The following is a 13,301-nucleotide window of genomic DNA, read 5'->3' as shown; positions in this document are numbered from 1 at the left end:
GAATGAAAGCATTTACCCAACACGAAGGTCTCGCAGTTCTGATCGATCGCCCGAATATAGATACTGACCAGATCATCCCTAAGCAATTCTTAAAGAAGATTGAAAGAACCGGATTCGGGATCCACTTATTCCATGACTGGAGATACTTGGACGACGAGGGCACTAAACCAAATCCAGAGTTCAGCTTAAACCTGGACCGTTACAAGGGAGCCTCGGTACTCGTTACCAGGGACAATTTCGGATGTGGATCCTCGAGAGAGCATGCTCCTTGGGCCTTGGAAGATTACGGATTTAGAGCGATCATTGCTCCTTCTTATGCCGACATCTTTTATAATAATTGTTTCAAAAATGGAATGCTGCCTGTTGTATTAAAGGCAGAAGAAGTCGAAGAGATCTTTAAAATCGTGGAAAAAACCCCGGGTGCAAAGATCAAGATCGACTTGGATAAGCAGAATGTGATCAGTCCTTCCGGAAACGTTTATTCTTTCGAAGTAGATTCTTTTAGAAAATATTGTTTGTATAATGGACTGGATGATATCGGTTTAACACTTCAGCACGAGGCGAAGATCAAATTGTACGAAGACCAAAACCGTAAAGACGTTCCTTGGTTATACGCTTCCAAAAAATAAAGATCTTGGATAGAAGGGCGCAAGAAGAGAGACTATGTTTGACGAGATTTCCCGTTCCATCGACGAGTTCGGCAATAGCCTACTCGGTGCCCTCAATAATGTCCAAAATGTATTCGGAAGAGAGCTTAGCGTAGCGAAGCCGATCAAAGAGAATGTATTGCAGATGATCGGCAATACTCCTTTGATCCGTTTGAATCAGATCGGTTCTCATATCCCGAATGTCGAAATCTATCTAAAAGCTGAGTTTTGCAATCCTACCGGAAGTGTGAAAGATAGAACCGCTCTTTCTATGGTGCTTGCTGCTGAAAGAAGGGGAGAACTGAAGCCAGGCGGGCATATCCTGCAAGCGGGCTATAATACCACAGCAATTTCTCTCGCTTGGATTGCTGCGATTCGTCAGTATAAATTCAAAGTATATCTCGCTCCAGACACTGAGCAGGAAAAGATCAAGGAACTGAAGGCGTATGGTGCCTCTGTAGAAGTGGTTCAACTTGCAAAAGGAAATTGGGACGATTCCCTTCTTGAAACTGCAAAAGCTGCTAAAGAAAAAGATAAGAATACAGTTATCCTAAATGAATTCAAGGACATGGCAAATACCAATGCTCATTTCCTATTTACTGGACCGGAAATCTGGAGAGACCTTGCCGGGAATGTGGATGCGTTCGTAGCAGGAGGAGGTTCCGGTGGAACTCTTTCTGGTGTTGGGCGATTCCTAAAAAGCAAGAAACCTTCTCTTCGTGTGATCATGGGAGTGAGTAAGAATTCTAGATTCATCCGTAAGATGGTGCAGGGAGACGCAAGCATTCGACTTCCTGAGTCTTTCGATCCGAAGGTTACCGATCAATATATAGGTGTGGACAGAGAAGAAGCACTTCGTTATCAATCCGAGCTCTATCAAAAAGAAGGTATCTTTGCGGGGCTTACGACAGGAACCACTTTGGCCTCGGCAATTCATTATGCAGAGAGTCTTCCTACTAGAGAGGACCAAAAGACTCCTAGCTACAAGATCGTAGTCTTATCTCCAGATCGTCTCTAAAAAGCATGGGATCTCATTACGAGTCCTTAAGAGAATCTCTCAAAAAAGAAAGAAAGGCAGAGCTAGATCGTTACAAGGCAGAATTAGCCGATTCGGATCTAAACCAAAGGATCCAAAATGGGCTCACTGTTTTTCCATTGGTATTCGAGGATGCTGAATTAAGCGCCGATGGAAATTGGAAGGTAGTTCTCAAACCCACCAAAGAAAAGAATATACCGGAACTGTTTCGAACAGGAACTCCGGTGCGTATCGTAAAGGAATCGGAAGAATATCCTACCGTTCTTTTAAAAGCAAATGAAGACTCTTATATCGTTTATATGGACGAGGTACCCGAATGGGTAGAAGAGGGGAAGCTCGCATTAGAAATTCTACCCGATGAGACAAGTTTTAAAGAATGGGATAAGGGTTTAGAAAAAGTCCTCACTGCAGAAAAAGGAACTCGCGCAAAATTCTTTGCGGATCTTTTCTCGGATCAGATCAAGATCACCTCTCCTAACTTTAAGACTCTTTCCGGTATATCAGAAAAATTGAATAGGTCTCAGAAGAACGCAGTTTCGGCGATCTTACAAACTGAGGACTTTATACTAGTGCATGGTCCTCCCGGAACCGGAAAAACCAAGACCATCGTAGAAGCGATCCGTCTTTTAGTCGCACAAGATAAAAAGATCCTAGCTTCAGCACCTACGAATTCTGCCTCAGATCTTTTAGTGGAATGTTTAGTAGAGCTTGGAGTTTCCGTGCTTCGCTTAGGACACCCTGCACGGATCAGCCAGAACATTCTTCAGAACTCGATGGAATTCAAGCTTTCTTCTCATCCGGAGGCAAAGCTGATCGAAAGGGACCGAAAGGAAGTTCAGGAATTATTAAAGAAGGCGCGTAAGTTCAAGAGAAGTTTCGGCAAAGAAGAAGCAGAGGAAAGAAAGGCTCTATATAAAGAAGCGGACCAACTTAGAAAAGGGATTAAGTCCAGACAGAAAGTGTTGGTCCAATACTTACTCGATTCTCATCCTGTGATCGTTTGCACTCATACTGGAGCTTCTTCTTATCTTTTAGAAAATAAGAAATTTGATTATGCGATCTTAGATGAGGGTAGCCAGGCGATAGAACCTTCTTCTTGGCTTCCGATCTTAAAGGCGGAAAAAGTGGTGATTGCAGGAGATCCTTTTCAGCTTCCACCAACAGTTCTTTCTGATGATCCTTTACTTAAAGTTTCTCTAATGGAGAGACTGATCGGTCTTTTCCCGGATAAGGATAGAGTCTTTCTGTTGGATACTCAATATAGGATGACCGATCCGATCATGAGCTTTCCCAATCATAAATTCTATGAAGGAAGACTGAAGTCCGGATTTCCGGAAGAAGATAGAAATCCATCTCCTTTTGCGGACCAATATCCTTTCTCTTCCAGCTTGGTTTTCTTGGATACTTCCGGCACGGATACTGCGGAAGAAAATCTAGATGGGAGTCTCGGGAATCCTTGGGAAGCTGAGTTCACAATTTCCATTGTTAACAAACTCATAGAAGCAGGATGGAAACCAGAAGAGCTTACTATCATATCTCCTTATAGATTTCAGCGTTATCTTCTTCTTCAAAAATTGGAAGAGATGAATCCTGAGCTTGCAAGTAAGATAGAAGTAGAAACTGTAGATTCCTTCCAGGGAAGAGAGATGGGAGCCGTTGTTTTCAGTTTGGTTCGCTCGAACCAAGAAGGCCAGGTCGGATTTCTCTCCGAGACGAGACGTTGGAACGTGGGAATGACTCGAGCAAAGAAACTTCTAGTGATGATTGGAGATGGATCGACACTCGGCCAAAATGATTTTTTTCAGGACTTAATGCAGTCCGTCGAATTGAACGGAGAAGTCAGAACTGCCTGGGAATTTATGGATTGAGAAGAAGGGAAGATCCTTCTTCTTTTTATCATCCTAAGAATTGCAGAGATTTACCAGACGAATTTCTTTTTGAGAGGAATCCAAAAAATAAGGATCCAAGCAAGACTTGCAAGAACATGAGCTAAGAAAACGTGAGACGGCTCTTGGACTGGGCAAAGAAATTTCAGACAAAGATTAGATGCTGCAAAGATAAAACTTAAGAAAAGAAATGCAGAGAGTCCGGGACGAGAGCTTGCCATCTTGCGAATCGCAAACCAACCGATTCCTCCTAAGACCAAGGACGAACCAGCTAAAATAACGGGGCAAGGACCTATGTGAACATGCTCGATATGGAAATCGGAAGCGAATTGAAATAGATTGAAACCGATCCAAAGAAAGATCGCAGCACCTGCTCCCCAGAAAATCCAAATAGAACTCTCTTCTGGATAAGCAGTCTTGCTGAGTAAATATCCGGTAATGACTCCCCAGATAATCACGAGGGCCGGCTCTGGCCACCAACCTGAGAAAGCGGGGCGATTCGTTAAGAGGGAAACACTCCAACCAAGAAGCAGACCTGATACCAAAAGCCCAAGCCAAGACAGAAAAAGAATATTAAAATTTAAACTTCCTTTTTGCAGATCTGCACTTAAGGTACGGATAAGTTCGTCTGTCTTATCGTTTTTCGGGTTAGACATTGTTCCTCCTTTTTTAGATTTTCCGCTTTAAAGTAAGAAAGATTGGACATCCTTAAAAAATCCAGTCGAATAGCTTTCTTGATCAGGCTCGTGTTATATTTCGGAGAAGACGGTCAAAGGTTACATGGTCGGTAAGCAAGAAATCTGGGAAATCCTTTCGGAAAGAATGCGCCGTGCCCAAGAAGGGGATGCAAGGGAATACGAACTTCTTCTGACCAAATGTAGAGAGATTCTGACCAATTATTTAAGCCAAAAGGTAAAGGATTGGGAAGACAGAGAGGATTTGATCCAAGACATCCTGATCGGGGTCCATAAGGCAAAGATCACCTATAGACCGGAAAGACCCTTTGCTCCCTGGTTCTTCTCGATAGCTAGATATAAAACAATCGATTATATCCGAAAGACAGGAACTAGAGAAAGGTTCGTATTCGCCGAAATGGAAGAATTTCCGCAAGAAGAGAAATCTTCTCCGGAGGAAGAATGGGATCTAGTCCAAGGATTGGAATCTTGGTTGAGTGTCCTAGAGCCAAGACAAAGGCAGATCTTGACCATGGCCAAGTTGGAAGGAAGATCCGTAAGAGAGATTTCCCAGACCACAGGACTATCCGAATCCAATGTCAAAGTGATCGTTCATAGATCGATAGAGAAGATGAAGCGGTTTTTTTCCGAGTCCGAGAGAACGGGCGAGGACCCAAAGACGTCCAAGAAATAGAAAATGCCTTCCAAAGCAAAGACTCGAAGGATCGATTCTCTAAGCGAGATTTCCGCACAAGATTGGAATCGCTTAGCGGACCCTGAGAATCCTTTTTCAGATCATGAATTTCTATATTCTTTAGAACTCTCTTCTTGTGTTGGTTCTCGCACTTCTTGGCAGCCAGAATATCTAATTGCAGAAGATGAGAAAGGGTTACATTCCGCTCTTGCATTCTATCACAAATACGATTCATACGGAGAGTATATCTTCGATCATGCCTGGGCTCATTTCTTCTCGCAGAATGGATTGTCTTATTATCCGAAAGGACTCATTGCTTATCCATTTACTCCTGTGAATGGAAGAAAGATCTTTAGAAGGGAAGGAGTTTCTATAGAAGAAGCGGTAGAAGTCTTACTTCCTGAGTTAATCGCAAATTCAAAACGACAAGGTCTCTCTAGTATCCATTTTCTTTTTACGGAAGAAGAAGAGGCAAAGGCTTTAGAGAAGAGAGGATTTGCGACTCGGATCACTCATCAATTTCATTGGAGCAATCGATCTTATGAAAGCTTTGAGCATTTTCTGGGAGATTTCAAATCTAAGAAGAGAATGCAGATCCGGAGAGAAAGAGAGGCAATTCGTTCGGATGGGATCCGCATCCTCGTCAAGCAAGGAAACGAGATCACAGAAGAAGATATGGATAGTATCTATTCCTTTTACACTGATACTTACTCCCGCAAATGGGGATCTCCGTATCTGAATCGAAAATTCTTCCGGCTCATTCGTGAAAAATTCTCCGAAAAGATCGTACTTTTCTTAGCAGAGAAACACGGAGAGAGAATTGCTGGGACTTTTAATCTAAGAAAGGGAAAGAAATTGTACGGAAGGTATTGGGGATCGATCGACCATTTTCCATTCCTGCATTTCGAATGTTGTTATTATTCTCCTATCGAATACTCCATCCAAAACGGTCTAACTATCTTCGAAGCGGGCGCTCAGGGAGAGCAGAAGTTTTTAAGAGGATTTCCTGCCGTTCCAACCTACAGTTCCCACTTTATTTTCCATGATGGAGCTCGAAATGCGATTGAACGTTTTTTAGAAAACGAAAGAATGAATATGAAGGAAATTATACTGGAGACTAATCTTCATTCCCCCTTGAAAGAGCAACAAGGCCTCAAAGGATCAGAGTTATGAGCGGGCTAAAGACGGAAGAACAGGTCCTAACTAAGGAGAAGCTGAAATTAAAAAGACCGTCTAAGTATAGAGTCGTCATCTTAAACGACGATTATACTCCGATGGAGTTCGTAGTCTGGATCCTAAGAGTTGTATTTTATAGAAGCCAAGTGGAGAGCGAGCAGATCATGCTCAAGGCTCACACCACAGGCAAGGCGCTTTGCGGAGTTTATACCCAAGAAGTAGCGCAAACGAAAGTGAGAGAAACGCATTTATTGGCGGAAGAGCATGGGCATCCTCTTCATTGCCAAATGGAAATCGAGGATGGTGAGGAAGAATCATGACATTATCTGAAGAACTAGAAAAATCTTTGAACCAAGCTAGAACCGAAGCTTTAAGAAGAAGGAATGAATATATTACGATCGAGCATATTCTTCTTTCCTTAACTTATGATCCAGTTGCCCAAGAAGTATTATTAGCCTGCGGCGCAGATATAGAGCAACTTCGTAGCGAACTGAAGGAATTCTTGGATACTGAAATGGAATCCGTTCCGGAAAGTTTCGGAGAGATAGAGCCGGAATATACCATCGGCGCACAAAGAGTACTTCAGTTAGCAGCATTTCATGTGCAATCCACACAGAAGAAGACCTTGGATGGAGGCTATGTACTTGCTTCTATCTTTAGAGAGGACCAATCTCATGCCGTTTTCTTTTTAGCAAGACAGGATATATCCAGATTCGATGTGGTTCGTTTCATTTCTCACGGGATCAAAAAGGGAGAAAAGGTAGGAGAAGGTTCTGCAAACGAAGATTCCTCCAAGAGCCAATCCGGAGACGCACTTAAAGACTTCTGTGTGAACCTGACCGAAAAGGCTCGCAGCGGAAAACTAGATCCTCTTGTAGGTAGAGAAGAAGAGATTGAAAGAACTATTCATATTCTCGCAAGAAGAAGAAAGAACAATCCTATTTTTGTCGGAGACGCCGGAGTAGGTAAAACCGCAATTGTAGAAGGTCTTGCACTTAAGATCGTAACCGGAAAGGTTCCGGATGTATTAAAAAACACTAAATTATTTTCCTTGGATATGGGTCTTCTTTTGGCAGGCACAAAATTCAGAGGAGAATTCGAGGAAAGACTTAAGAATGTAGTCCAGTCGATTACTGCGGATCCGAATAATGTTCTGTTCGTGGATGAGATCCACACGATTATCGGGGCGGGAGCGGTTTCTGGAGGTTCCTTAGATGCATCCAATCTATTGAAGCCTGCACTTTCCAACGGAGAGTTGCGTTGTATCGGAACAACGACTTACAAGGAATACAAGGCTATATTCGAAAAAGATCATGCACTCTCTAGACGTTTTCAAAAGTTGGAAGTGGGAGAGCCGTCTGTAGAAGAAACGATCCTGATCTTAAAAGGTCTTCTTCCGAAATATGAGGAATTCCACTCCGTTAAGTATTCTTCTCAAGCGGTAGAAGAAGCTGCCAGACTCGCGGAGAGATATATTCTAGATCGTAAACTTCCGGATAAGGCGATCGATTTAATAGACGAAGCTGGAGCCAAGGTAAAACTAAGAACCTCTTCTAAGGCAAAGATAGTGAGTGTTAAGGAGATCGAAGAATTGGTCTCTAAGATCTCTAAGGTTCCTCCTCGCACCGTAAAAGCGGATGATCGAGAAAAGCTCAAGGTTCTAGACGAAGAATTAAAACGTAAGATCTACGGACAGGACAAGGCGGTCACGGAACTTGTTCAGGCGATCCGTCTTTCTAGAAGCGGACTTTCAGAACCTGGAAAACCTGTAGGGTCCTTTCTTTTTGCCGGTCCGACAGGGGTCGGTAAGACGGAACTTTCTAAGCAATTGGCGGCTATTTTGGGAGTGGAATTCATTCGTTTCGACATGAGTGAATACATGGAGAAGCATACCGTTTCTCGTCTCATCGGTTCTCCTCCGGGTTATGTTGGCTTTGAACAAGGAGGCCAGTTAACCGATGCGATCGTGAGAACTCCTCATTGCGTTCTTCTTTTGGATGAGATCGAGAAGGCACATGAAGATATTTATAATATTCTTTTGCAGATCATGGATCATGCTACTCTTACGGACAATAATGGAAGAAAGGCCGACTTCAAACAGGTCATTCTGATCATGACCACAAATACAGGTGCGAGGGAGAGGGCTGCAAATCCATTAGGTTTCGATAATACTGCTTTGGTCGACCGTGGCCTCAAGGCGATCGAGAGACAATTCTCTCCCGAATTCCGAAATAGGCTGACTGCAGTAATCGAATTCAATAATCTAGAAGAAGATGTGGTATCCAAAGTTGTACGTAAACAGTTGGAATTACTCGAAGTCCGATTGAAGGAAAAGAATATCCATTTGCAATATGGAGAGGAAGTTTTACGTTGGATCGCAAAGAAATCCTACGATCCTCTCTTTGGAGCAAGACCTGTGCAAAGATGGATAGATTCGAATATCTCCAAAAAGTTATCCGAAGAGATTCTGTTCGGAGAATTAAAATCCGGTGGAATCGCTTCTCTAGAGATCGTCGAAGAAGAACTGAAATTGGTTTTTCATTCTAAAAATTGAAAGAACGGATTTCACGCGGAATATGAAACCATTTCTGATTAGCAAACGCGCTTCCGGGATCCTTCTTTTAGCTTCAATTCTCTTTCTCCTATTTGTAGGCTCTTGCAAAAAGAACCTACTACTTATAGAAGGAAGGGAAGTTTCTACCCATAATTTGGTAGCTCCTAAATTCGGAATAGATCCGAATTCACTCTTTGCAGAATCCAAGAATATCATGATTTCAACCGATTCTAGAGAAGCTTCTAAGATCGGATTAGAAATTTATAAAAAAGGGGGCAACGCGGTGGATGTCGCTATCGCAGCCTCCTTTGCCGTTTCCGTTACTCGTCCTCAATCCACTGGGATTGGTGGAGGAGGATTTCTTGTGCTCCACAACGCTAAAAGTGGAAAGTCGTATGCTTTCGATTTTAGAGAAAGAGCTCCTCTTACAGCGAATCGGAATATGTACAAGGGAAAACCTAAGGAAGAATCTCTTCTAGGATATAAATCTGTCGGGGTTCCCGGAACAGTTGCCGGTCTTGTTCTTATCCAAAAGAAATTCGGAAAGCTTTCCTTAAAAGAAGTGATCTCTCCTTCTATCAAATTGGCGGAAGAAGGTTTTACGATCTATCCAGATCTTGCCGAGGCTATCCAAGAATCCGAAAAGGATATGAGTCCGAGTATGAAGAATATCTTTCTTCCGAAGGGCAAGCTTCCGGAAGCTGGAGATATTCTATTCCAGAAAGATTTGGCCAAGACTCTTCGCATTATCTCGGAAACTGGAGACTCTGAATTCTACCAAGGAAAGATTGCAAAGGCTTTAGCCGAAGAAGTAAGCACGAAAGGTGGAGCAATTCATCTAAAAGATCTGCAAAAATACAAGGTGAAAGAAGGGCAGCCTTTAGAGATCGAATATAGAGGTCATACGATCCGGACCATGTTCCCTCCTTCCTCCGGAGTTCATTTGCTTACTATGTTGAGAATGCTAGAAACGAAAGAACTTCATTCTCTATATGATTTCTCCCAAAGCGATTATTATCATTTTCTTGCGGAAGTAATGAGAAGGGGATATGCGGACCGAGCAGTTTTAGGAGGAGATCCCGAGTATACATCGATACCGATCTCCACTCTTCTTTCCTCAGAATATGCAAAGGAGAAGATCGAGGACTTCAATCCTCAGAAGGCGACTCCTAGTTCTACGTATTTAAGTCGTTTGAACTTAAAGGCAGAATCTCCTCAAACGACACATATCTCTGTGATCGATGCAGAAGGAAATGCGGTCTCGACTACTCAATCCGTGAATTATAGATTCGGAGCTGCAGTCGTTTTGGATGGCTATGGTTTCGTTCTAAATGATACGATGGATGATTTCAGTCGTTCTCCTGGTGAGCCAAACGTGTATGGATTGATTGGGGCTGAGGCGAATTCCATCCAACCTGGAAAGACTCCTCTAAGCTCCATGTCTCCTACTATCGTATTAAAGAATGGAGAAGTGTTTTTGGTGACCGGCGCTCCGGGCGGATCTTATATCGTAAATGCAGTGCTTCAATCCATTCTTTTTAATGTGGATCTGCATTTGACCCTATATGAATCTGTGGCGCGGGGAAGGATACATCATCAATTCTTTCCGGATGCTCTTTCTATGGAAGGGCCGGCTACGGACACTGCTACATTCAACCAACTCAAGGCTAAGAAGCATGAGATCCGCCTTGGAAATAATTACGCGAAATTATTCTCAGTGAAACGTGAAAACGGCATCTTATACGGAGCCGCAGATCCAAGAGGAGATGGAATTCCTTTAGGGGAATAGTTTCCATATTCAAGATTTATAATAGGACTATTTATGAAACGCAGTATATCGCTTCCAACTTGTCCAAACCTTCGCCATGCAGTAAAGGCGAAACACGGTTTGGAAAAGGAAAGCATGCGCATCTTCCATGATGGAAGGATTGCAACGACTCCTCATCCAGAGGGTTTAGGCTCGAGTCTTACGAATCATTTTATCAAAACTGATTTTTCGGAGCCTCAGTTAGAGTTCGCTACCAATCCAAGACCTAGAATAGAGGCAATCGTAAGAGAATTACAAGATCTGCATATATTCACTTCCCGTCATCTTAAGGAGGAATGGATTTGGCCGTTTAGTATGCCTCCTATTCTTCCTAAGGATGATAAGGACATACCTCTAGGTCAATACGGACATTCTTTTTCGGGAGAATGGAAGACGATCTATAGAAACGGTCTTGGCCTTCGCTATGGAAGAAGAATGCAAACGATCTCAGGTGTGCATTATAACTTTTCCTTCTCGAATTTATTTCTGAAGCAAATTTTAGGAAAAGAGATCTCCTCATTCACTAAGGAGGAAATCTCAGAATTATATCTCTCCGTTACCAGGAATTTCCTTCGAAGGGTTCCTGAGGTTTTGTATCTTACGGGTGCTACTCCTGCTTTCGATGAGACATTCCTTCCTGTGCCGAGCGATTATCCATTCAAGAAGCATAAGCAACATACATATTATGCGCCTTATGCAACTTCTTTACGAATGAGTGAGATCGGATATACGAGCAAGGTCCAGGACGAACTGCCGATCAATTATAATTCCTTAAAGGAATATATGGATGGAATGCACTATGCCGTAAGCACTCCATACCCTCCATACGAAAAATTTGGAGAAATGCCGAATCAATTGAACAATCATTATCTTCAAATAGAAAATGAATTCTATTCTCCGATTCGACCAAAGCAGGTTCCTAAAAATGACGAAAGACCTTTGGATGCACTCAAGGCAAGAGGTATCCAATACTTAGAGATTCGTTGTTTGGATTTGGTTCCTGAGTCACCTACAGGAGTCAACAAGCCGAGTCTTGGATATATCCAGATGATTCTTTTAGATGGGCTCTTGAAAGAAAGTCCTTCTATCGACCAAGCTGAGAAACTTAGGCTGAGAGAGAACACCAAAAGGATCCTTTGGGAAGGAAGAAAGCCGGGACTCACAGTGCTCGAAGATTCAGGACAAGAAACCGATTTTATTGCTCGAGCTAAAGAATATACTCGTTCTCTTCTTCCTATCGCAGAAGAATTGGATCGTCATACCGGTAGGCACTTCTATCAAGACACCTTAAAATTGATGAATGCACGCTTTGATGATTCGAGGCTGACTCCTTCTGGAAAAGTAATCGATCGGATAGAGAACGAAGGTTGGGAGTATCGGGATCTAGGCATTCACCTTGCAAAAGAGAATTTCAGGAACCAATCTCAGATGGAGCTTACTCCAGGAAAATGGGATATGTTCGTGAAAGAAGTGCAGAAGTCTATGCAGGAAAAGATTAAGATAGAAGAGGCGGAGAAGGTAAAGAAAAACACAACCGCAAGGATCTGCAATCATTGAAGTATAAATTGGAGCCAGGCCAGTCATTAGATCCGAATGAATTCATACTGAAAGGATTCGAGGACTTGGAGATCTCTACTCAGATTGTCATCCGAGACGCATTGAATAGAGGCTTGGAAGTAGAGATCTTAGAGAGAAAAAGCCATTTTATTCGATTGAACGGAAATGGAAAGTCCAGACTCGTAAAGGAAGCTTCTAAAACGGAATTAGATTCTTATATGACTTTTTTAGTCATGGAGAATAAGACAGTTACGAAAAGAATATTAGAAGAATCAAATATAGAAGTCCCCAAAGGAACTAGCGTTTCGGATATTTCTTCCGGTTTGGAATTCTTAAAGAAGATCCAAAATCGGATCATGGTAGTAAAACCTGTGACTACTAATTTCGGAATAGGGATCACTATATTGCCGAAAGATTCTCACGAGTCGGAACAAGCAAAAGCCTTAGAGCTCGCATTAAGCCTTTCCGAAACCGCAATCATAGAAGAATTTGCTCCCGGAAATGAGTATCGCTTCTTGGTGATCGGAGATGAATGCGTGGCAGTCTGCAATCGCATTCCTGCAAATGTAAAAGGGGACGGAAAGAAGACAATCCGAGAACTGATCGAAGAAAAAAATCAGGATCCAAGAAGAGGAGTGGGGCATGTTACTCCTTTAGAAAAGATCCAATTGAATGATACCGAACTATCCGTTTTGAAAGAAGCCGGAAAAGACCCGAATACGATCCCAAAATCCGAGGAGACGGTCTTTGTTCGAAAGAATTCGAATATTAGCACTGGCGGGGATTCGGTGGATGTAACAGATCTTGCTCACGTTTCTTATAAGAAACTGGCAGTCCAGGCAGCCAAGGCAGTAGATGCAAAGATTTGCGGAGTGGATATTATCGTTGAAGATCTTAGTTCGGAAGGGAAATACAAGATCTTAGAACTGAACTTCAATCCTGTATTATATATTCATAATTATCCGTATTCTGGAAAGAATAGGAAAGTAGGGGAGAAGATCCTGGATCTATTGGGGTTTTAAGCCCCAACCACCTTCTTGCGAGATCGAACGTAATCCACGATATCTCTGGATTCATACATTAGGATATTTCCATCCACTAAGAAAGGAACCTGGCTTAAGCCTCCTAATCGGACAACTTCTTCTCTGCCTGGGGTTCCTCTACTAGCCTCTACCAATTCGTAATCTTTTCCTTCTACAAGTCCCATCCGTGAAAATTCATCTTTCACATAAGCGCAATAAGGACAGCTTGAAAATTGGTAGAGCTTCAT

General features: G+C 42.6%; 12 protein-coding genes. 10 read left to right on the top strand and 2 right to left on the bottom strand.

Features of this window, described 5'->3' with window-relative positions; all coding sequences use genetic code 11:
• Window positions 1-2: 2 nt before the first annotated feature.
• Genes leuD through EHO59_RS15505 form a run of 3 tightly spaced genes read left to right on the top strand, consistent with a single transcriptional unit; the run spans window position 3 to window position 3,551 of the window.
• Window positions 3-629: a 3-isopropylmalate dehydratase small subunit gene (leuD, locus tag EHO59_RS15515; protein ID WP_135589372.1), complete on the top strand. Its 627-nt coding sequence runs from the start codon at window positions 3-5 to the stop codon at window positions 627-629.
• 34 nt (window positions 630-663) lie between these two features.
• Window positions 664-1,665: a PLP-dependent cysteine synthase family protein gene (locus EHO59_RS15510; protein WP_135589371.1), complete on the top strand. Its 1,002-nt coding sequence runs from the start codon at window positions 664-666 to the stop codon at window positions 1,663-1,665.
• A 5-nt stretch (window positions 1,666-1,670) separates the two neighbouring features.
• On the top strand, window positions 1,671-3,551 hold the full coding sequence (locus tag EHO59_RS15505) for an AAA domain-containing protein (protein ID WP_135589370.1): 1,881 nt from the start codon (window positions 1,671-1,673) through the stop codon (window positions 3,549-3,551).
• Window positions 3,552-3,601: 50 nt separating this feature from the next.
• Here the strand turns inward: EHO59_RS15505 and EHO59_RS15500 are convergent, their stop codons facing one another.
• A complete protein-coding gene (locus EHO59_RS15500; protein ID WP_135589369.1) occupies window positions 3,602-4,225 on the bottom strand; it encodes a DUF1109 family protein in 624 nt (207 codons plus the stop codon).
• Window positions 4,226-4,349: 124 nt separating this feature from the next.
• Here EHO59_RS15500 and EHO59_RS15495 point away from each other — a divergent pair, with 124 nt between their 5' ends.
• Genes EHO59_RS15495 through gshAB form a run of 7 tightly spaced genes read left to right on the top strand, consistent with a single transcriptional unit; the run spans window position 4,350 to window position 13,053 of the window.
• Window positions 4,350-4,937, top strand: coding sequence for an RNA polymerase sigma factor (locus EHO59_RS15495; protein WP_135589368.1), 588 nt, complete (start codon window positions 4,350-4,352; stop codon window positions 4,935-4,937).
• Window positions 4,938-4,940: 3 nt separating this feature from the next.
• On the top strand, window positions 4,941-6,110 hold the full coding sequence (locus EHO59_RS15490) for a GNAT family N-acetyltransferase (protein WP_135589367.1): 1,170 nt from the start codon (window positions 4,941-4,943) through the stop codon (window positions 6,108-6,110).
• Window positions 6,107-6,433, top strand: a complete 327-nt coding sequence (gene clpS, locus EHO59_RS15485; protein ID WP_135589366.1) for an ATP-dependent Clp protease adapter ClpS — start codon at window positions 6,107-6,109, stop codon at window positions 6,431-6,433. Before EHO59_RS15490 ends, clpS begins: the two co-directional genes overlap by 4 nt.
• Window positions 6,430-8,667, top strand: a complete 2,238-nt coding sequence (gene clpA, locus EHO59_RS15480) for an ATP-dependent Clp protease ATP-binding subunit ClpA (protein WP_135589365.1) — start codon at window positions 6,430-6,432, stop codon at window positions 8,665-8,667. The genes clpS and clpA overlap by 4 nt, the downstream gene beginning before the upstream one ends.
• A 22-nt stretch (window positions 8,668-8,689) precedes the next feature.
• Entirely contained in the window at window positions 8,690-10,456 is a 1,767-nt protein-coding gene (gene ggt, locus EHO59_RS15475) for a gamma-glutamyltransferase (protein ID WP_135589364.1), read from the top strand.
• 33 nt (window positions 10,457-10,489) lie between these two features.
• Window positions 10,490-12,031 (top strand): glutamate--cysteine ligase, encoded by a 1,542-nt coding sequence (gshA, locus tag EHO59_RS15470; protein WP_135589363.1) that lies wholly within the window; start codon window positions 10,490-10,492, stop codon window positions 12,029-12,031.
• The gene (gene gshAB, locus EHO59_RS15465; RefSeq protein WP_167882139.1) at window positions 12,019-13,053 is read left to right on the top strand and encodes a bifunctional glutamate--cysteine ligase GshA/glutathione synthetase GshB; all 1,035 of its coding nucleotides are present in this window, start codon (window positions 12,019-12,021) and stop codon (window positions 13,051-13,053) included. The genes gshA and gshAB overlap by 13 nt, the downstream gene beginning before the upstream one ends.
• On the opposite strand, the gene EHO59_RS15460 is transcribed toward gshAB, so the two are convergent.
• The gene (locus tag EHO59_RS15460) at window positions 13,050-13,301 is read right to left on the bottom strand and encodes a glutathione S-transferase N-terminal domain-containing protein (protein WP_135589836.1); all 252 of its coding nucleotides are present in this window, start codon (window positions 13,299-13,301) and stop codon (window positions 13,050-13,052) included. The genes gshAB and EHO59_RS15460 overlap by 4 nt on opposite strands.

This window comes from Leptospira semungkisensis, from assembly GCF_004770055.1.
Classification (GTDB): domain Bacteria; phylum Spirochaetota; class Leptospiria; order Leptospirales; family Leptospiraceae; genus Leptospira_B; species Leptospira_B semungkisensis.
This window is presented reverse-complemented; position numbering and strand designations above follow the sequence as displayed.

What these genes read in the sequence shown, in the direction of transcription:
- leuD (WP_135589372.1), top strand. Translation starts at nt 3, where the DNA reads ATGAAAGCATTTACCCAACACGAAGGTCTCGCAGTTCTGATCGATCGC.
- EHO59_RS15510 (WP_135589371.1), top strand. Translation starts at nt 664, where the DNA reads ATGTTTGACGAGATTTCCCGTTCCATCGACGAGTTCGGCAATAGCCTA.
- EHO59_RS15505 (WP_135589370.1), top strand. Translation starts at nt 1,671, where the DNA reads ATGGGATCTCATTACGAGTCCTTAAGAGAATCTCTCAAAAAAGAAAGA.
- EHO59_RS15500 (WP_135589369.1), bottom strand. Translation starts at nt 4,225, where the DNA reads ATGTCTAACCCGAAAAACGATAAGACAGACGAACTTATCCGTACCTTA.
- EHO59_RS15495 (WP_135589368.1), top strand. Translation starts at nt 4,350, where the DNA reads ATGGTCGGTAAGCAAGAAATCTGGGAAATCCTTTCGGAAAGAATGCGC.
- EHO59_RS15490 (WP_135589367.1), top strand. Translation starts at nt 4,941, where the DNA reads ATGCCTTCCAAAGCAAAGACTCGAAGGATCGATTCTCTAAGCGAGATT.
- clpS (WP_135589366.1), top strand. Translation starts at nt 6,107, where the DNA reads ATGAGCGGGCTAAAGACGGAAGAACAGGTCCTAACTAAGGAGAAGCTG.
- clpA (WP_135589365.1), top strand. Translation starts at nt 6,430, where the DNA reads ATGACATTATCTGAAGAACTAGAAAAATCTTTGAACCAAGCTAGAACC.
- ggt (WP_135589364.1), top strand. Translation starts at nt 8,690, where the DNA reads ATGAAACCATTTCTGATTAGCAAACGCGCTTCCGGGATCCTTCTTTTA.
- gshA (WP_135589363.1), top strand. Translation starts at nt 10,490, where the DNA reads ATGAAACGCAGTATATCGCTTCCAACTTGTCCAAACCTTCGCCATGCA.
- EHO59_RS15460 (WP_135589836.1), bottom strand. Translation starts at nt 13,301, where the DNA reads ATGAAGCTCTACCAATTTTCAAGCTGTCCTTATTGCGCTTATGTGAAA.